The organism is Limnohabitans sp. JirII-31, assembly GCF_002778315.1.
Taxonomy (GTDB): domain Bacteria; phylum Pseudomonadota; class Gammaproteobacteria; order Burkholderiales; family Burkholderiaceae_C; genus Limnohabitans.
Genome location: NZ_NESA01000007.1, coordinates 1 through 19183 on the forward strand (window position 1 = coordinate 1; position 19183 = coordinate 19183).

22 protein-coding genes and 1 riboswitch are annotated in these 19183 nt (G+C 48.2%); of the genes, 6 read left to right on the top strand and 16 right to left on the bottom strand.

From position 1 onward, the window contains the following. The first annotated feature begins 209 nt into the window (after positions 1 to 209). From B9Z41_RS09820 to arsB, 3 genes are read left to right on the top strand one after another with little or no spacing between them, the layout of a single operon-like run. A complete protein-coding gene (locus tag B9Z41_RS09820; protein ID WP_100146900.1) occupies positions 210 to 533 on the top strand; it encodes a helix-turn-helix transcriptional regulator in 324 nt (107 codons plus the stop codon). A 4-nt stretch (positions 534 to 537) separates the two neighbouring features. Continuing rightward, on the top strand, positions 538 to 1062 hold the full coding sequence (locus B9Z41_RS09825) for an arsenate reductase ArsC (RefSeq protein ID WP_100146901.1): 525 nt from the start codon (positions 538 to 540) through the stop codon (positions 1060 to 1062). Continuing rightward, positions 1055 to 2116 (top strand): ACR3 family arsenite efflux transporter, encoded by a 1062-nt coding sequence (arsB, locus tag B9Z41_RS09830; RefSeq protein WP_100146902.1) that lies wholly within the window; start codon positions 1055 to 1057, stop codon positions 2114 to 2116. The genes B9Z41_RS09825 and arsB overlap by 8 nt, the downstream gene beginning before the upstream one ends. 16 nt (positions 2117 to 2132) lie before the next feature. Here arsB and B9Z41_RS09835 read toward each other — a convergent pair whose 3' ends face one another. The 16 genes from B9Z41_RS09835 to B9Z41_RS09915 form a co-directional block, all read right to left on the bottom strand. Continuing rightward, positions 2133 to 2609, bottom strand: a complete 477-nt coding sequence (locus B9Z41_RS09835) for a DUF2721 domain-containing protein (protein ID WP_158236164.1) — start codon at positions 2607 to 2609, stop codon at positions 2133 to 2135. Positions 2610 to 3525: 916 nt separating this feature from the next. After that, the gene (locus tag B9Z41_RS09840; protein ID WP_143474179.1) at positions 3526 to 4197 is read right to left on the bottom strand and encodes a hypothetical protein; all 672 of its coding nucleotides are present in this window, start codon (positions 4195 to 4197) and stop codon (positions 3526 to 3528) included. 328 nt (positions 4198 to 4525) lie between these two features. Beyond that, positions 4526 to 5044 (bottom strand): thermonuclease family protein, encoded by a 519-nt coding sequence (locus B9Z41_RS09850; RefSeq protein ID WP_233202627.1) that lies wholly within the window; start codon positions 5042 to 5044, stop codon positions 4526 to 4528. A gap of 14 nt (positions 5045 to 5058) precedes the next feature. Further along, positions 5059 to 7236, bottom strand: a complete 2178-nt coding sequence (locus tag B9Z41_RS09855; protein WP_143474180.1) for a DUF2779 domain-containing protein — start codon at positions 7234 to 7236, stop codon at positions 5059 to 5061. Further along, positions 7233 to 8000: a hypothetical protein gene (locus B9Z41_RS17145; protein WP_199172973.1), complete on the bottom strand. Its 768-nt coding sequence runs from the start codon at positions 7998 to 8000 to the stop codon at positions 7233 to 7235. Before B9Z41_RS17145 ends, B9Z41_RS09855 begins: the two co-directional genes overlap by 4 nt. Before the next feature lie 14 nt (positions 8001 to 8014). Continuing rightward, positions 8015 to 8266 carry a hypothetical protein gene (locus B9Z41_RS09865; RefSeq protein WP_100146907.1) on the bottom strand — a complete coding sequence of 84 codons (252 nt, stop codon included), beginning with the start codon at positions 8264 to 8266 and terminating at the stop codon, positions 8015 to 8017. Between the two features lie 172 nt (positions 8267 to 8438). After that, complete coding sequence (locus B9Z41_RS09870; RefSeq protein ID WP_100146908.1) at positions 8439 to 9005, bottom strand: HD domain-containing protein; 567 nt, start codon at positions 9003 to 9005, stop codon at positions 8439 to 8441. A gap of 35 nt (positions 9006 to 9040) precedes the next feature. Further along, entirely contained in the window at positions 9041 to 9301 is a 261-nt protein-coding gene (locus tag B9Z41_RS09875) for a hypothetical protein (RefSeq protein WP_100146909.1), read from the bottom strand. Then, positions 9294 to 9926: a hypothetical protein gene (locus tag B9Z41_RS09880; RefSeq protein WP_100146910.1), complete on the bottom strand. Its 633-nt coding sequence runs from the start codon at positions 9924 to 9926 to the stop codon at positions 9294 to 9296. The genes B9Z41_RS09875 and B9Z41_RS09880 overlap by 8 nt, the downstream gene beginning before the upstream one ends. Before the next feature lie 301 nt (positions 9927 to 10227). Continuing rightward, positions 10228 to 10710, bottom strand: a complete 483-nt coding sequence (locus tag B9Z41_RS09885) for a hypothetical protein (protein ID WP_100146911.1) — start codon at positions 10708 to 10710, stop codon at positions 10228 to 10230. 198 nt (positions 10711 to 10908) lie between these two features. Next, complete coding sequence (locus tag B9Z41_RS09890; RefSeq protein ID WP_100146912.1) at positions 10909 to 11337, bottom strand: DUF3293 domain-containing protein; 429 nt, start codon at positions 11335 to 11337, stop codon at positions 10909 to 10911. A 29-nt stretch (positions 11338 to 11366) separates the two neighbouring features. Next, a riboswitch (SAM-I-IV-variant riboswitch) is annotated at positions 11367 to 11472 on the bottom strand. A gap of 26 nt (positions 11473 to 11498) precedes the next feature. Further along, positions 11499 to 11978: a hypothetical protein gene (locus B9Z41_RS09895; protein WP_100146913.1), complete on the bottom strand. Its 480-nt coding sequence runs from the start codon at positions 11976 to 11978 to the stop codon at positions 11499 to 11501. Beyond that, positions 11972 to 12490, bottom strand: a complete 519-nt coding sequence (locus B9Z41_RS09900; RefSeq protein ID WP_100146914.1) for a macro domain-containing protein — start codon at positions 12488 to 12490, stop codon at positions 11972 to 11974. The genes B9Z41_RS09895 and B9Z41_RS09900 overlap by 7 nt, the downstream gene beginning before the upstream one ends. Before the next feature lie 6 nt (positions 12491 to 12496). Then, positions 12497 to 14347 carry a DUF3857 and transglutaminase domain-containing protein gene (locus B9Z41_RS09905; protein WP_100146915.1) on the bottom strand — a complete coding sequence of 617 codons (1851 nt, stop codon included), beginning with the start codon at positions 14345 to 14347 and terminating at the stop codon, positions 12497 to 12499. A 1-nt stretch (position 14348) separates the two neighbouring features. Beyond that, the gene (locus B9Z41_RS09910) at positions 14349 to 14957 is read right to left on the bottom strand and encodes a hypothetical protein (protein WP_100146916.1); all 609 of its coding nucleotides are present in this window, start codon (positions 14955 to 14957) and stop codon (positions 14349 to 14351) included. A 57-nt stretch (positions 14958 to 15014) separates the two neighbouring features. Further along, positions 15015 to 15497: a hypothetical protein gene (locus tag B9Z41_RS09915; RefSeq protein ID WP_100146917.1), complete on the bottom strand. Its 483-nt coding sequence runs from the start codon at positions 15495 to 15497 to the stop codon at positions 15015 to 15017. Between the two features lie 180 nt (positions 15498 to 15677). Here B9Z41_RS09915 and B9Z41_RS09920 point away from each other — a divergent pair, with 180 nt between their 5' ends. The 3 genes from B9Z41_RS09920 to B9Z41_RS09930 all read left to right on the top strand — a co-directional run bounded on the left by B9Z41_RS09920 (position 15678) and on the right by B9Z41_RS09930 (position 19175). Then, positions 15678 to 16265: a SprT-like domain-containing protein gene (locus B9Z41_RS09920; RefSeq protein WP_100146918.1), complete on the top strand. Its 588-nt coding sequence runs from the start codon at positions 15678 to 15680 to the stop codon at positions 16263 to 16265. A 252-nt stretch (positions 16266 to 16517) separates the two neighbouring features. Continuing rightward, positions 16518 to 17486, top strand: coding sequence for a YafY family protein (locus B9Z41_RS09925; protein WP_158236165.1), 969 nt, complete (start codon positions 16518 to 16520; stop codon positions 17484 to 17486). A 63-nt stretch (positions 17487 to 17549) separates the two neighbouring features. Next, entirely contained in the window at positions 17550 to 19175 is a 1626-nt protein-coding gene (locus tag B9Z41_RS09930) for a hypothetical protein (RefSeq protein WP_143474181.1), read from the top strand. Positions 19176 to 19183 lie beyond the last annotated feature (8 nt).

Here is a 19183-nt window from a genome sequence, read left to right on the forward strand (position 1 = left end):
AACAGTTCGACTCAGGGAAATAAGGAGGGAAAACAGAGAAAATCAAAACAGGAGCTCTAAAAAGCACAAATCGGGTGGGTCAATATTCGATGCAAATCCCGGGTCAGATTTGGATGCAATTCAACACTGCAAGCACGCACAACAGTCAGCAGCAGCCAATTGGGAACCTTTGTCACAATTTTTTCACATATTTCAATTAATATCGAAGTATGGAATCAAAAGCGGTGATCAAAGCATTGGGCGCCTTGGCTCAGCCTTCGCGTTTGCAAATTTTCAGGGCACTCGTTGTGGCAGGAGAGACAGGACTCACACCCAGCGCTCTGAGCGAGTCATTGCATGTCGCCGCGAACACTCTTTCTTTTCATCTGAAGGAACTCGCACATGCTGACTTGGTCACACAAGAGCGTGTAGGCCGCAATCTCATCTACCGTGCGCAATTTGACCGAATGAACCAAGTGCTCTCGTACCTGACGCAAAACTGTTGTGAAGGTCAAGCGTGTCTGACAACTGCTGCCACTGAATGCAAGTGCTAAAAAAATGAACATCGATATCCAACCATTCAACGTGCTCTTTCTATGCACACACAACTCCGCACGGAGTATCTTGGCTGAGGCGATGCTGAATCACCTGGGACGAGGTCGGTTCAAAGCTTATTCAGCCGGCAGCAGTCCACGCGAAAACCAAAAACCCAACCCTATTGCCTTGGACACTTTGCGCATGGCTGGTGTTTCAATCGAAGGTTTATCTAGTAAAAGCTGGGATGTGTTCGCCAAGCCCGACGCCCCTCATATGGACTTGGTCATCACAGTCTGCGACAACGCAGCGGGAGAAGTATGCCCTTATTGGCCTGGGCAACCTGCCACAGCGCACTGGGGGTATGCAGATCCTTCCACAGTTGAGGGTGAAGACGAGAAGAAGCGTGAAGCGTTTGTTCAAACGCTGCATCTCATTCGCAAACGCTTAGAAATTTTTGTGAACCTGCCAGCATCCAGTCTGACACGTCTTGCCATCGAACAAACAGCACGTGATTTGACCCAATTGGATAAAGCATTCCATGAATAAGCAACCCGAAATAACCGCCAACATCGCGGCTCCAATGAGCGTATTCGAGCGTTACCTGACCGTTTGGGTCCTCCTGTGCATCGTCATTGGCATTGCCGTCGGTCAATGGCTTCCTGGCACATTTCAAATTATTGGTCGCATGGAGATTGCACATGTCAACCTGCCAGTCGGTTTGTTAATTTGGATCATGATCATTCCGATGTTGGTCAAAGTGGACTTCCATGCATTGGGGGAGGTGCGCCAACATATCAAAGGTATCGGAGTGACTTTGTTTGTCAATTGGATGGTCAAACCATTTTCAATGGCCTTGCTTGCTTGGTTGTTCATCCGTCATTGGTTTGCACCTTATTTGCCCTCAGATCAACTCGACAGCTATGTTGCTGGACTGATCTTGTTGGCTGCAGCACCTTGCACTGCGATGGTTTTTGTCTGGAGCAGGCTGACAGCCGGTGACCCTTTGTTCACGCTGTCACAAGTCGCTTTGAACGACAGCATCATGATCATCGCGTTTGCACCGCTGGTGGGCCTACTCCTAGGCATCTCTGCAATAGCGGTGCCATGGGACACGCTCTTAACATCCGTTGTGCTTTACATCTTGATTCCGGTGGTATTGGCTCAGGCTTGGCGGCAATCATTGCTGACAAAAGGTCAGGCCGCTTTTGACGCCGCCATGGAACGTATCAGTCCATGGTCTATCACAGCACTGCTCGCCACGCTGGTTTTACTTTTCGCGTTTCAAGGCGAAGCTATTTTGAGCCAACCTTTGGTCATTGGCTTGCTGGCGATTCCTATCTTGATCCAAGTTTTCTTCAACTCGGGCTTGGCATATTGGCTCAATCGCACTGTGGGAGAAAAGCACAACATCGCTTGCCCATCAGCATTGATTGGCGCGTCCAATTTCTTTGAACTTGCCGTTGCTGCGGCAATCAGCTTGTTTGGTTTTCACTCGGGGGCAGCACTGGCAACTGTCGTCGGCGTATTGATCGAGGTACCCGCCATGCTGTTGGTTGTCTCTGTGGTGAACAATTCCAAAAAATGGTACGAATGCAAGTGATACCTATCAGCCCTGTTCAGTCGACTCGATCAATTTGTGACAACGGTTTAAAACTGATGGTGTGTGACGCATACAAGATCTCAACCAGGTACAAGACACATGAACTGACAAGCGCCAAAAAACTGCCAATGAAGGTGATCGCAACCCAGTTGGACAAGTGAAGCTTGCCGGGCTCAATACTGACTGAAAAAAACAACTCAATCACAGTCAAGGCAATCAGCACAGCGCTAAAAACCAAGAAGGCTGTTGCGATGTTGATGATTAATTTTCGATACTCTAATGACGCCAGTTCAAGGTGATATTGCTCAATGCGCCTTGAGACAACGCCTCGACTGTCCGTGGAATCGTCGATCAGATTCTGTACTTTTCTGGCTCGATCAATGACTCGACCAAGTCGGTTACCCAACACGTTGAGAATACCCCCGACTCCAGTCAATAGAAACACAGGTGCGGTTGCCAATCGAATCGCTTCAGAAATTACACTCATATCCATCAAATCTATCCAAGCTATCGTTTTAGGGCTTTTATCACTGGGTATTGTTTGTAACATGTAACTTGGTCGTGAAATGGTGCAAAGCATCACATCAGATGCCCAGCGATCCGAAGCTGCGATAACGGAAGAAAAGCTTTAGCTTTTGGAGACCTTCGGAAATTTCCTTTTTCTGCTCTTTGGCATTGGAATGTCAAATTGGCGTAAAAATAATGAACCACGTAAGCCAAGCCCAACCAAGCCTACAAACGCTACAAGAACAACAAATAGTTTAATTACTTCAGTCATAAGGCCATTAGAAATAAAACTTAAAGTTTAATTTTAATACCTGATTCAGAATATGTATATGTCAATCATCGAGCAACAATGATTGCACCTCATGATGAAAAAAGCCGCTAAATATTGCTATCTAGCGGCTTTCGTCTTTACGGATGGTGGTGAATGGTTGACCAATTACGAACTCGCTATTTCGACTACTTAGCAATTAAAAGTAAATGAGAGGAAATGCGCGGCAAGAACTTAACAGCTAAATTGCACCAATCTGATGCATTTACCATTTCTGGATTTGAACCCAAGTCCACTATAGCTTTTAAGGTCTACGCCGCAGCGAAAGCGGTCAGTACTCGTCGCAAGTAGATGTTAATCTTGTAAAACTCCTCAATGCACAGGCATAGTGCGTTGGCATCCTTTTGATCTCGAAGTAATGCTCGGGGGACAGCACTCACAGGAGCCAAGGGATGTAATGAACCAGGCTCGTTGCGGGCATTGATCTCATCGGCAAATGACACGAGGTTTTCTTTTTCGATGCAAAAGCTCTTCGTACGTTCATTGAGCGGTGCAAAGCCCTACTCAGCGTATGTAAGGACATGAAATTCATGGCGCTGTGGCCATACTGAGCCTATGTGCGCTTTCTTGAGGATCACAGTGCTTTACTTTTGACAGCATTGAGACTTACAACCAATCGATCAGATTTGATCTTGAAATCACCCAATGAAATGCGCATTGATCTGATGGCATCATCCTTTTGATAGGTGACCTGTAGATCATCTCCACGCTCTCTGTGTTCCATGATTTCATCAGCCTCAGATACAAGAGTCGTCAACTTTGAGCCATCTGTCCTCACAAGACTAAGTGTCACTTTAGAATTATTTGAAGTGCCGCCCGCTGGAGCCCTAAGCTTACTCTCAAGGTAGATGACTCTGGTGTTGTTACTGGATCTGTCCAATGGAAGTATTCGGCTTAGGATTTGATTTTGATCCGGGAAGAGCCATTGAGCCTTCTCTTTATCGGTTGATACAAAGAGAAGATTTCGCGTCTCATTGTCACGGCCCTCGTACCCAGTCTTTTCCCCATTTGCATTCACCAGAAGTACCAGATTGTCCGCACCCCCATCGAAATGCGCCAAATGGACACGGAGGACGTCTTCGGCAGGTACAGCTGCACCTGCAGGTGGAATGATTGGTTTGCCTCGCGAGATTCCTTGATCTGAAATAAATGCCCAGCCAACCAGGCAAATTATCAGGAGGATGCATCCCGCTGGAATAAGGGTATTGAAGCGGTGGAGGTATTGAAAGAATTTTTCGGAGTTCATGTGCATCCCTGTTTTCATTACTGATTTAGCTCATGCAAACTCTATCCACCGTGAGGCTCATCGGATGAGCTCGGATGGTTCATGGCTCACCTCTGAAATTGTTCACAGCGAACCGCCGTGTACGCTTGACGCGTAATTGGGATTTCGTTTTGCCCAGGGTCGTTGATATCGAATCGTGAGAACAATATCTGACCGTTCTCAAATACACGCTTCAGATAGACCCACTCACCATCGGACGACCACTTGCAATACTCCTCGCTAGGGAAGTCGTACATATTGTCATGATCTATCGTCTGCATTGTGGAGACGTTGTTCTTTGATGATTTTCTCATCTGGCCACACCATCTTTGGTCCGTCCATGTCCATTTGCCGATACTCGTCTCCACATCCATGGAGAAGTTGGGTGGTCTTCTGCCCATAGTCCTTCATGAGCTGATCGCGCAGCTTGCTCGGCTTGCGAATATTTGAGACGATCTTTGACCATCTGCTCAGTGGCGTAATGCTTGTAATGCCAAGCCATCCCTCGAACAATTTGCTCAAAACAGGCATCGGTAATGTCACTAAGTAGCACTTTGCCGACCACACGGTCATACCGATCTCGCTTGTTCCACTGAACTTCAACGCGGCGTTGAAATACGAGCTCTGAGAGTGACTGCTTCGCTCGCTGACCAAACGGTTGAGCTTTTTCTGGCGCATCAATGCCCATCAGCCGAATGACAAACAATTTCTTGGAGTCATCGAGCACCTTGATCGTATCTCCGTCACTCACAGCGACCACCTGACCCACAATTGTTTCCGCGTGCAGCAAAGATGCACATAAACAAATGAAGGTGACGGCTATTTTCAAGTACCGCATCAATATCAATTCAACATTAAGATTGAAGATGTTTCGATCTTCATTGGCTGACCTCTCAATTCCATCAGACCTTGAACTAGCATGACCATAGCCAATGTGTCGAGTTCACAGTATCGAAGTAGCGCCTCTTCAATTTTGAGTCGCTCCTCAGGAGAAATTGAGCTGAATTGGGTGTAGTTGTACGCGGTCATCGCTAGGCCCCCTTGCGCGATCACTCCCTCTTCCTCGTCGTCTCCCGCAAGACGCATCAGCATCTCATTTAGATCTGGGTTCTCTTTCCCAAAAATGCCTGGTAGCGTTTTGTATGGATCACCACCTTTGGCCTTTTGAAGCCAAACATGGCCGCCCGCGTCCTTGAAATTCAGGCTATGGATGTCAAGACCTAAGCCGTACAGCCCAGGTCGTTCATAGAGCTGTGCAACCCCTTTGGCATCATGAAGTATGGCGGGAAGCACATATTTGAGGGAAATGCTTCCACCTGATTTTCTGGAGAAGTAGCCCTCTTGCACTAAGCGGTGCAGGTCAATCATGGATTTCGGACCAGCATATTCTCCAGATTGCCTTGCCTCTTCGGAGGTTGATTTTGTTATCAGATCAATGAATGCCAGCAGGTTCTCTGCATCTGGAGCATCAGCCCTTGAAGACTTCATGATCTCCCCCCGAAGGCTTCGCAAAACCGTGTTCTCGTGGTTGTGATACCGAAACACTGTCCCATTTAACTGCCCGTTGGGCATTAGTGCTTTTCTGAGTTGGCGGACAAATTCAATGCTTGGAAATTGACCCGAAGCTGTAGATATCCATTGGCTCGCGTGCCGGATTCGAACCTCCCCACTTTCCATTCGCTCCATCACATGGTGACTGAACTGGAAAGCCAAGGTCTGATACGGGTGCATTCCTTTGAAGAAAGGCAACGCAGGTGCTGACGTTTCAAAGTCAATCATGTGCAACGGCCAATTCCACGCATCCATCTCAGCCAGTCGAGACTCACTCAAGACAGATTCTGGCCCTGCACCTGATGCAGCATTAACCTGAGCCATTCGCCTTTCAAGCGAAGTCATACCAACTCCACTGGATGGATTTTTGGGTCGAATGTCATCTTCTTGAATATCAGACAAGAAGCCACGACCACATTTGAGGACGGAATCAGCCATACTTTTGCTACCTGACCCTCCGCCCCAGATGTCTATTGATAAGGGGTTCGATCGGTCATCCGCCTTCTGGGCTCCATGAATCAGCCCTTGGCTCAACGCCATTTGCCAACATTCATGAACACCACTTTGCAGCGGGTCTCCTTCTGAAGCCCTGTACTGGCAAGCCTTGCAATTTTTGGACAGGCCGTGAAAAACACGTTGGCGTTCGATTTGAATTTTCCCCGCCCACTGCATAAATGTGAGCATTGATTGCCTGGCAAATTGGGGAACATGTGCAGGGTTATCAATTGGTCTCTGTCTCAAATCACTCACCACATTTGAAACATTGACCTCTCGCAGAAACTTAAGGCTTCCGAGACAAGCAGGCGTGACGCCATCAGGAGTTTTGACTCTTGCACGAGCTCTACCGCTCTCTGGATCCTTCTCTGTGATGATGGGGAACATCTGGTGTAGCCCTGAAACATCGCATGCGACAGAGGAGTCCACCAAAAGCAGCTTGGGAATTACCTTGTAGCCCGGAAATGCCAAGCGGACGACTTCAGCTTGAAATGCTACGTCGTACAGGTACGGCAACCATTTCGACTCGTATTTACCCGACGCATTTCTAAATTTAGCAGCAACAGTTTCATCCGATACGCTCTTGGATTTAACTTCAATGATCTCAATGGACTTGGACTGTTCATCTCGAATCAGAATGTCAACTCTGATGAAAAATGGATGAACAAGCAAGGCTGCTTCTGCGATAACTGATCGTGATTCGGCTTCTAGCTTCTCTTGCGTTATGCGAATCGCCTCGTCGTAATCCAACGTTTCAACCGTGATCTCTTTCCCGATTGGGTCAGCATGGTACTTGTACTTGGCCAGCTCACCGATCTGATGGCCACCGTCTGCCAAGGATTGAAGGAAGTCGTTGTCGCTGTTTTTGTCGAAGTACAGCCCTCGCTGGTCTGCATAGTAAAGCTTAGTCGGACACTCTAGCGCCAGCTTGAATTTGGACTTCGTCAAATAACGAGGACGGGAAGATCGACTCAAGAAATTCTCCTCAATCCTTCATACGCGACATTCAATCCATTACCTCTGTAGATTGCTGGAATTTCATCCGAGTCAACGTTGTCCATACTGAACATTTCTGACATATCGGCAATGCCTACAGCCGCATAATTTCCATGGGCCGAGACTCTGCTAAGTTGAATTTTGATCTCTTCGATATTCTCGGTTATCCCATCATCTTCATCAGGGAATCGATAGGCTCGGACAATGACCCATTCTGGACCGTCATCCCCGGCGAACCAAATTGAGGGCTGGACTTCTGGGTTTCCATTCCACGACATTAATTCACGCCCAGCCTTTTTTAGATCATCTCGGACTACTTGCACAGCGAAGTCCTGAAGCTCCCAATCTGTCATCTCAACTTTCTCGTCAGATACAAATGAAATGGGATCCATAGCTCTACGTGTTTCTGCATCAATGAGCCCCCAACCTGGGGCTGTGGCCTGCCATCGGTCACCTTGCTTCTTCATAGGCATCAGACATGCATGACCGTTGCACCCCTTCGCAATAGTCATAAGCCCATCTGTGCTTCCAGGCACTTCAAGTAGGCCATCTTCATCCTTGATTTGGATGAAAAACAATTGATTCCCTAATCTGAACGAAAGATGCTCCAAAAAAGGCGGTGCAAGAGTTGCCTTAAGCCAACTCATGAGCTCACCATTCGCCATACGCTGGATGTGCGAACCAGCGGCATTCCAACACTGAGAAAATTCCTCAGTGAACTCGGCCATATGGATGTTATGCATTACGGTATATCTCCTCAGAAGCGATCTTCTTCGTCTTTATTGAATACTGCCCCCAACCCGCTAGCTGTGCTGCCCATTCTGGTACTGCCGTCCGAGCTGAAACTGCCCATCTGAGTGAAGACGGAGCCATCGCTGCCCACTGTTATGTTGCCCATCCGGTTGTAAACCGTCCCTTCGGATGAAATTGACGTCGTGTCAGACACCTTCTGAATTGACTCGCCCGAGTCGGAATACGCCCACTTTCCGAGGATTTGCCAGAAAGACATATTTGCTCCTTACTTCAATTGATTTTCAACATTAGAGCCATGTGCAGGCTCACACCGTGAGCCCATCCAGCCCTAACCTGCTTCCACTCCCTGTTTCCGAATTTGGTATTGGATGCAGTTGCCTTAGGAGTCTTAAAGCCCCGATTTGGGGCTTTTTTATCTCAATTCCAAGCTAGACGGCTAAAATTTTCATTTCATTAACAGCGCTTCGCAAAGCGCGAGCAACAGGTGTACCGCGTGATTCAAATATCTGCGCCAGGCTTTCGTAATACCAGAGCGTTTGATCCTTGCTCACGGAAAATCGGTCAAAGACCGTGTGCCCAATGTTCAACAGGTCTTCCACAATCGCTCGTGCGTTGTGCAGCTTGTCCGAACTTGAGACCAGCAGAACGTCACAACTGGCTGTTTTGAGGTGATCAAGGTAGGCTTGCTTTCTGGCTTGCCATGGAGGTTTTATTCCACTCTCATCGGGCACACCATCTGTGCAGCCAGCCACGATGTCCGCCACGCGGTCTCCGAATTTGGTACGGATTCGCTCGGCATACTCTGCACCTCCGTCTTCAACTGCATCGTGTAACAAAGCGGCCATTGCCTGTTCCTCATCAGCTCCATGGTCCAATGCAATTGAGGCCACGCCCATAGGGGGGGCGATGTAGGGAATGTTGGTGCCCTTGCGTTTCTGGCCATCATGGGCCTCCACGGCTAACGCTAGTGCCTGTGCGATCTTGTCTGTCATCATGATTGATCCTTCATGTCATTGTGTTTCATTCTTCTTCAGAACTGCCCGCCACCATAAGGTGATGGTGGACGCCCGGGGGTGTAGTTAAGAAAATCTAAAGCAAGGATCTTCAATCCATCCACCTCATCAACCGTGGGCAGTCCCTTTTCTCGGTCTAGGAGACGCTCCTTGAGCATTCTTCGGAAATCCCGCATTCCAGCCTCGGTCGCTTGCAGGCGATCTGTTTCAGAAAAAACCTTGTTTTCATACATATCCATCATGATCCCAAAGGCTTTCCAAATTTGGTCTTCATTCATCTTCGTTTTCCTCCTTGGTATCGAGCCACTCATCCACTTTGGCTCTGATCAGCGCACCGAACTCAGAGTAGAAACTGCTTGACGCATCGACGATGAACCAATGAACCCGGTCACGGGGATATCCGTCCCCCTCGAAATTGCAGTCAAGGCAATTGATCAGGTCCCAGCTTTTCAGAAAGAACTCAACCAACTCATCCAACTTCAATGGCTTTGTGCTGGTTCTAAGGCCTGTCCCACTGAGGGTGTCTCCACCGTATTCATCCACCACTCTGTAATGAATGCGTTGTCCCACCTGGCGGGCATAGACACAAGTCACATCCTGCGTGGTCGAAGCAATCGTGATTCGCGCAATCTCGACTTCCTGGCGCTCCCGTGTGGGCAAATACTCTCCCCCCATAAATGCGGGATGAACTCGCCCGAGCACCTGTCGATCCTCTTCGCTAAGCACCTCTTCGGTGACCTCTTGAGGTAGCAGGTCTTCCTTTCCGTCCTCCAGAGCTTTGGCGTAGATACGCCGCCGCTCTGCGCCCTTTATGTCAGAAAGCAAGGCAATTCCTCGCTCTTGCGCCCAAAAGTAAGTGGTAGGCCTGTACTTGAGATCGAGACCGTCTGTGTGGTTTCCCATGGTTTTCTCCTGTTTAGCGGCTTTATCAGATGAAGGGGGCCGCAATCTGGATCAAATCCCCCCAACCCTTTTCAAGGTTCAAATCCTCTTCATTTGCTGTTCTGGACTGGCCCAACGCCCTCGTCTGTCGATGGATCTGGCAGTACGTCCTCTGGAAGACGCCAGTTGAGGCGCGTGACCAGTTTGATCAGTCGTAGCCTGTTGTAAATCTGGATGTCTTTGACCCACTTGGGAATCGGTTCATTGAACTGATTGACATACAGCTTGCTGTGGTGCCACCAGGCCCATCCAACATTGGCACTCAATTTGCCAACTCCCGCTGGATCAGTGCTTGCAATTGTTCAAGGCCAGTTCGATCGATACAGGCCCTGAATCTGAACTGCTCATCCTCCGGGTTTGCTGATGACTTCCACTGACTCGTAATAGCCAGGAAGTAACCGCCCGCCAGAGACCGAACCTTGTCCAGAGCAACGATGTACTGGAAGTCGCCGTTATCGAACAACGTCGCCCGCGTACTCGGCTCGAACGGTTCATCATTGATCTTCTGGATTTCAAAGCGTCTCTGACGGTCCACCTCATTTAGCTTCGCGGTCAGTAGTTCACGATCCAACCCCAACGCACCAGGATCTAAATCGAACTCGCCTTCAGCATTCAGATAGCGATCCCAATCTGGATCAAAAAGGAATTCATGTCCATCTGCGCCCCGGACCCTGATCCGAGCTGAACCTGGCACGGTCTGGAGGTCAAAAACTTGCTCATCGATACGAAGGGTGAATTGCCCCATGATTTTTCTCCTACCCGCTGGATTGCGAACCTAGGCGTTCGCTGCGTGCGGGTCGGGGCGCAGACGACGCTTTAGCAGTATTTGTGAGTCGCCCTGCAAGTTGTCCTTAAATCGGCGACGCGAACTTTCGATCCGCACATTGATCATCACACGTGTGAGGCTCAATACATGAGCCTGGTAAAAATTACATCAACACGTTTACCTCAGAAAAATTAGTTGTGGTGTTCCATCAGATCCAGTCCAGATGATTGCGTTTTGGTCAAGACGAGCACCCAAGGTTTTTGCAGCCTCAAGCGTTAAACCATAAATCAAGTAACTTGGTTCACCGGGCCATTGATTCGAAGGATGTTTTCCAACGCCATCAACGAACACTAGGCTACGGGATGCAAGCTCTTTAGCCAGTGCCTTTTGTCTTTCTGTATTGGCTTCATCAGTCAGTTCTTGGCTGAAAGGATTGCACGCCGTCAGAAAGGCGCTGCACTCTACCCGCTGGCTCTTATGCGCGACAAGCAAGTCGCTACAAACTTTGCCAACCTGAAGCGTGAAAGGCTTCCCCTCCAGAACACGGAACTCGGTCTCCGTGTAGGCCTGGATGAGATCGGGATGAATATTAGATGCAGAAAACAAAAAACCCTCCGTTGTAGGAGGGTCGACGCAATTACCCGTTTGGTTGCTTCCTCAGAAGCCACATCAGCTTTCGCTAACCACCTTGCCCGAGTAGGCAGGTTGGCGTGGGCGTCGACCCATCTCCAAATGTTGCTCAAATTCTAGCAACGATTAATCACTTGTCAATCAACTACTTTTGTATAGATTGAGATTGCCTTTGATAGAGTAGTCTGGTTATCCTGGTACTTTTGCTTTTGTACTTGTTGGATAGCCAGCAATGACTGATGCGATATGCATTTGACGAAGACACCGTCTATCACCCTCTTGACTGCTAACTCCTGCAGATCTTTGATCAGGTCATGGTTTGCGAAAGTCAAATGCAAGTTCACACCGTGTAGATTTTTTATGTCGTGAGTCTTTTTTAGAAAATCGAAGGATTCTCCGTTGAAGATGAGAGTTCTCGCATAGTCTTTATTGACCAACAGTAGTGCCTCTGGGTGATTTACCGGCGTGTTGTCAGACAAAAGATCATCCACCTGAGGCAGGGGAGCTTCAGTCAATCCAAAAATGTTTTCGCTCACAACGATAAAGTCATCAAGTTGCAGGCTTGAGAGACATCGCTTTACCTCTGAAAAATTTACAACATATGACTCGATCAGCATGACGTCCTTTCGAGCTCGAGAGCAGATTCAAATAATTTACGTATCTCCTCGTTCACTACGCAAATTCGAATTAGCTCAATGTCGTGTTCACCTTTGGCAAACTCTTGCAAGCATTTGGCAGTTATTCGTGCAGCCAATACCGCCGGGAACTTAAACATGCCTGTTCCGATGGCTGGCATTGCCAAGGTTTTGATCTTGTTTTCTCTTGCCACATTCAGCATGGAAAAAATGGCAAACGCCATGTAGCGCTCTGGCTCAGTGTTGTTGATGTAGTGAGCAGAGCGAACATGAATCACCCATTTATTGGGCAAGTCAAAGCCTGGAGTGATTAGCGCAGCCCCGAGCTCTAAGGGGGCAAATGGCTGGCAGTACTCTTCTAGCTTTTTACCTGCCGCCATGTGAATTGCGCCAGCAACACCAGGCCCTAGGCGAAGGTTCGCATTTGCTGAATTTACGATGGCTTCTACGTCCGTCTGTTTGACGATATTGCCAATGACAACTTCAATCTTCATTGGTTTTCACTCCAGGAAATATTGCTGGCGCAGATCTCTCTGCAAGACTTTGGTGAATTGATCCCATTCCAAATCATCTTCTCTCCCACAAACAGATCGCCCCCTGTTAGCTTCAAATGTTCGTGTCACATGGATAGTTTTGCCTGTGATTTGATAGCTAACGAGATAACTAAGCGTTTTAGATTTGAATCTGACATCAACCGGAGCACGAGTAATACGGGACTCCTCTGGAAAATTTAATTCAATGATCTCTTTGTGAGAAGAGGATCCGCAAATGTGAGGGAACTTGCTTTTGTCTTGAGCTTTAACGCTAGCAAGCGTTTGGAATCGTCCCTGCGCCAGACCGACTGGCATAGACAAAGCGACAACGCCCGGAAGGTTTGCGACAGGGTCTAATGCGTAATCTGAATTTACTACCCAGTCAGCATTCAAATCTAAGGGGTCAGGATGCTGAATTCGTCCTGTCCCAGACTCGTTGAATCTGGCCAACATATTTCCAACCACCTCGTCCTGAAGTTTGTTCAAATTTCTGTAAATCCTAGCTCTAGACACAAGTTCAAAATATCCGAATTGCTCAACTCGTGAAGCGCCCGTGACTCGGCCATCTGGATGAAGCGTCATCTTTGTCGATGTGATGGTCTTATCTTTTTCCACATCATCAAGCGGTGTTGTGATCACTTGGCCTGTTGCGGTAATCAGCCCAGGTTTGCCAACATCTCCTTCTGGTAGCAGGCCCATTGGCGTGAACCGGGAGGTTGAATCCAAGAACAAGTTGAGCGACGGAACATACGTGATGACGTGGTCAAAAACCGCAGCGCTAGGCAGCTCTGGCAACTTGTAAGCTTTGTCTGAATTGATTAAGACCTGCGAGCTTTCAATGCCAACAGCACGCAGAAGAGCTTCAAGCAACGTTGCATGGTCTTTGCAGTCACCATACCTAGCACGGAAGATGTTTTGCGCTGGATGTGGAACATAGCCACCGGATCCAGCGAATACTCCAAGATATCGAATATTTCTCGATACCCACAGGTAGAGTCGTTTTACCTTTTCATTCTCAGTGGTTGCGTCTCCGATGACTTTGCGTGCATGAGCAACTAACTCAGGTGTCGTTGCGGACTTTGGTCGGGCACGGTCTTGATATGCCTTTGCTACATCCGCGTAGCTTTTGAAGCTACTGGCAGAGAACTGGGGTGCGTAATCCACATAGCTGACCATGTTCGATTCAGTCGGGTCTGCGGTTGGCTGGGAATATCGAAATGCATAGCGTGTCACGCCACTTTTGCCACTCGCTGTATCCCCTACTCGACCACCAGTCATACCCCGGCCACTAACGTTGATGTCTAGGGTCGATGCATGTGAAAACCTGACCTCGACGTCCTCATATTTCCTGTGGGGAGAGAAGTACTCGGACCACGTGAAGTTGTTGGGAAAATTTGGGGTGTGCTCGAAAGACTCAACGAGATAGTAGGTTTTGCTCCCGACCCTAACGTTGGGGAAAATGATGACCTTCACCTTGGACTCGCTATAGACGCCATTTGCAGCATCGTCTTGGTCATCTTGAGTACGAATGCGATCCGGTGTCACCACATCTTTAGTTCCGTCGGGATGAAGCGTATAAGCTTTGATCACTCGCACACGTTCATGTGCGCTGTTGTAGGTGATCTTCTGCTCTCCAAGCAAGGCGATGCCTTGTTCTGTCTCGACCTTGTTCACGACCTCCATCCGTTGTCGTACCGTCCAGTCCTTGTTCACATGAATCTCTACGAGAGATTTTTCAGTTGAAACCGGGGCTACGAATTCAGCCATCGAATTTGAAGCGAACCCGCAAGCAACTAAGAATGTCAAAACTTTCAGCATTTCAATTCCACTGAGTCAAAAATTCGCCAACTACTTTTCGATTTCGCACTAATGCGTAGCCAGAAATTACATCTCGCGGGCCTGCATATTGCGGGCCTCTGTGGCCTACCGCAGGGCGAGCCTGATAGCCTGCAGTTTGAAAGCTCCACATGACATCCCCAATCCTCATTTGACTTCGCAAGACTTTCCAGCCCTTATTGAGGTGACCAAATGGCAACTCTGAAACTCGTTTTTTAGGGTCAACAACTTTGCCCGCCGTCTCCACTTCGTGTGGATTGACTATCTCAACCAAGTCTTTCTCTGCACACTTGAACTTAGGCTCATCGTGATTGGCGGTTGTGGAATTTGGCTGCCCTCTCAATTCGTTGACCAGAACGGCAAAAGCAACCGGCCACACAGCGAATACCAAAGATCCTGTGGCAATGCTCTTAAAAAATTCCCGTCGTTTTTGTTGCGGCGTTTTGTCCTCTTCAAGCGCAACTAAGACGCTTTTCACAAAATCACTGCGCTTGTCCTTGTAGAAAAGTTTCACAAGCACCCGGCCAACAAGAACTAAAACTACGCCATTAACGAAGTAGCATGCCAACCAAAACCACAGGTCATAGTTCATTTCTTCGCTCCGATTAGTTCGACCATGAGAATGGTGGTGATCAATATGAACATTTGCTCACTTTCGACCAAATGTTGTCATCGCCCCAATCCGGTAGCCTTGCGGCGCATTTGGCTCTGCATGTCCGTTTGTCACTATCCGTTCGGATAGCAAGACCCCTTTGTCAATTTTCAAGAACAAGTCCATTTCGTAACGACTCTCGTATCCCCCGTGTATGTATTCGAGTAGCCCCCCCATTGGGCAGCGCAACTCTCCTGTATACCAATGTGCAAGCACGCCATCCGGATAGTCAGGAAAGATTTCCCCAAGCTCGATTTCCTTCGTACCTGAGGCTGTTTCCTTGAAACCTTTGAGCTTTACCAGATACAAACGCCCATCCTCAATCGTCCAGGTTCCTACATAACCTCGCCAGAGGGCTGTTGAGGGCGCTTGAAGCTTTAAGTCTTTGCCTATCGTTTCCATGTAGTAGTGGAGCGGCTCATCGCACAAGGAAAGCTCCTCGCCTTTGTAGATCATCTTTTCTGCAATTTGCGCGGTCATCTTTGCCTCGGTCGCGTTGTATTTAATGCACTCAGTGTTTCAGAACCGAGGCTCAATGCATGAGCCTGCCAAATAACTTTTTGAGCCACTTACTGTATAAAAACCCTCCTCCAGAGGCTCACGCAATTAGCCCCGAGCTCACCAAACTGTGAGCCTGATTAAATTTTGTTTTGAGCCCGTATGAACAAGCACACCACACGCGAAACTTGGCTGCTTGCAGCCGTTGACTTACTCCGTCCAGTCTTTCTGGCAAAACACCATCTCATCCCGGCAGATGTCATGGTCTCCTGCGGTTTCGCCAGTACTGGCACTCGCAGTCATCACATCGGGCAGTGCTGGTCTAGACAATGCAGCACCAATGACCAGAATCAAATTTTCATTTCCCCTGCGTTGCATGAGCCCGTCGAGGTCCTCGACACGCTTGTGCATGAGCTTGTCCATGCCGTGGACGATTGCAAACACAAGCACGGCAAAGAATTCAAGAAGATTGCATTTAGCCTAGGCATGAAAGGGCCAATGCGCAGCGCTGATGCCGGACCTGAGCTCAAGGAAAAGCTCACCCAACTTGCTAAGCAGCTTGGCGTCTACCACCATGGGAAGTTGCAGGTAACTCACCACAAGGCGGTTTCACGCGCCAGGGCACGCGCCAAATGCCCAGAGTGCGGGTTTCAAGTACCCATGTACCGCAAGTTTCTGGCTTATGGCCCTCCACTTTGCCCCAAAGACAAGATCGAAATGACCCCCGTGGGCGATTGGGAGGAAGCATGATCTTCGCCCTCACGTATGTTGCAGCGGTGTTTTTCTCCAACATTGGGGCGATTTCGTCAGAAATCGGCTTCGCCCATTACAGCCCCCGAACCAAACAGGCGGAGGTCGTCAGGACCGCTTCCGAGACAAATTTCATACTTTCTGACTATGGTGTGTGGTTTGAACCAAGGAAATTGGGACGGAAGGAGCGCTTGGCTCTCGCATTTACTAACTTGGCTGAAACTGGCCAATAATTGTCAAAATTGGACGCATATGAGTGAAATTGACCGGCTCTACAGCTACAGAACCCTTTTGACAGGGAGACGGGCTGTGCCACGCCATGAAATCCTATCGAAGCTTGAAATCTCATTGGCTACGTTTAAGCGTGACTTGGCCAAGTTACGAGACCGTCTGAATATCCCGATTGTCTTCGATCGGGATCTGGGTGGTTACAAGCTGGAGGTCGCGGACTCACGCGAAGAACTGCCTGGTCTGTGGTTTAGTCAGGAAGAAATCCTTGCCCTACTGACCATTCAAAACATGATCGGACAGCTCGAACCAGGCATCTTGGGGCCGAAACTCAAACCATTGCAAAAACGGCTGGATGAGATGCTGAACAGCCAAGGATTGAGCTCGCAAACCCTGGCTCAACGCGTCAAATTAGTCCATGCTGGTAAACGTCGTCTCCAACTCAAGTCCTTTGAAATCGTCGCGAAAGCTACATTGGAGAGACTCCAGCTAAAAGTCACTCACTTCAACCGTCAAAGTGGCGAGTCAGTACAGCGCGTGATCTCTCCGCAGCAACTGGTTCATTACCGAGACAACTGGTATGTGGATGCATGGTGCCACTTACGTCACGGGCTGCGAAGTTTTTCCGTCGATGCTCTTACAGACTGTGAACTGCTTGATCTTGAAGCCAAGGAGTTCGATCCTGAAATGGTTCGCGAAAGCATGCAGAGTGGGTATGGAATATTCGGAGGTCGCGTTAAGGACTGGGCCAAAATTACTTTCAATGTTGAACGAGCTCGTTGGGTTCAGCATGAGGAGTGGCATCCGGACCAGATTGGAAGCATTAACAAGGATGGCACATACACACTTGAAATTCCATATTCTGACGAGCGCGAATTGGTAGGCGACATTTTGAAATACGGATCAGATGTATCTGTCATCTCTCCGTCATCACTAGTAAAGCTAATCAAAGACCACCTTTCAGGTGCAATCAACAAGTACTCGAAGAATTAGCAATCAATGCAGTGATGCGAATTTCCGAAACAAACAAAGTATCCGAAAAATCTAGGCAAGCAAATGACCATAACAAATGAAGTTGCGAATTTCTTGAGCATTTCAAGCGATTTTGTTTTACCAATTGGAATCTCGGTTTCAATTTTGATATCGGCAGCAATGCTCTATTTCAGGTGGTCGTCAAAGATCACAGAAACAGAAGCCATCATGCGTGAACTGATCAAGTCGATTGGACAATCCGACATGAGCGGACTGGAGGCACTTGTATCAACGATCAACACAACAAAAGACCATCAGCTTAAAAGTTTGCTACTGGAAACCAGAGACAACCTAGTTGAAATTGAAGGAGATATCGGTCAAGAGTTTTACAGCTTAAGAAACTACGCCGACATCTGGACTGCGCGGGGTGTCCTGACGGGACGGATGAATTTATCTCTATTTGAGACGATGCCGAACATTTTGATCGGCGCAGGACTAATGTTCACATTCATATTTCTCTCATTAGCTCTAACTGATGCGGGTAGGGCAATGGATGACAACGCAGCGAGAGATGCAGCGATGAAGTCCCTCATCGCAAACGCAGGTGGCAAATTCATCACCTCAATCATTGGTCTTCTTTGCTCACTTTCATGGAACTGGAGAGCAAAGATAAAAATTGACGAGCTACAAAGCAGGATGTTCGAACTGCATACTGCATTAAGGAAAATCGCACCCGATACAGCAGCTCAGGCCATCGTAAAACGTCAGCATTCAATTTTCAAAGAAATGCTTGCCGAAAGTCGAGAGCAGGTTGGCCAATTAAAGCGATTTGAAACCGACATTGCAGTTGCAATCGCTAAGGCAATTGGGAATGAGCTGCAACCGTCCTTCAAGACTCTAGGAACCGAACTTGTTGATGCCATTAAAGAGTTGACAAATCGTATTGGCAATATGAACGAAGATGCGCTTCAAAAAATGATCGCTCAGTTCATCGAAGAGTTTAGAGGTACGTCTTCAGCAGAGATGCAGGAATTCAAGAATGTACTAGCGCAGCTTGCAATAAATCTTGAATCAGCCGGAACAAAAATCGGTACCGACTTGGGCAATGCGGGCGCATCCTTCGGTTCTGCAGCTGGCAACCTGGAAAGCGCAATTACTAAAACCAAGGAGACCGTTGAACAACTGGACACCAGCCTTCAGCGTGCAGGCACCGTTGTGTCAGAAGGCTCCGACAGGTTCGAAGTTGTATCAGATAAGCTCTTCACGAACCTGAGGGCAGTTGATGGGATTCTGGTCGGCGTAGATGCGTTTATCGAGAAGATTCAACAGAACATCGGAACATTGAACAACATTTCAGACTCACTCGATGACACAGTTGAGTCTCAAAAAGCAATAGCTATTGAGTTCCGAGACGCCATTCCTAAGATGTCTAAAGCGCTGTCAGATGCAGTATTGGAGATCAGTACTAGCTCGAATACTGCTGCCAATGCCCTTACCGCGATAAGAACTGAACTTGAGAAAACAACGGGGTCAATTGACCAAACCGTCGTGTCATTGAGCTCGGGAGTCGATCAATATACTGAGAAAGTAAAAGCGCTACATCTAATTTTGGATGAAAAAATTGGCGAGGCCATCTCAAAAATTGGATCAGCAGTTATGGACCTTACCGATACGATGGACGATTTAGTCGAAGCTCTACCCAAAAAGTGAGATAGCTG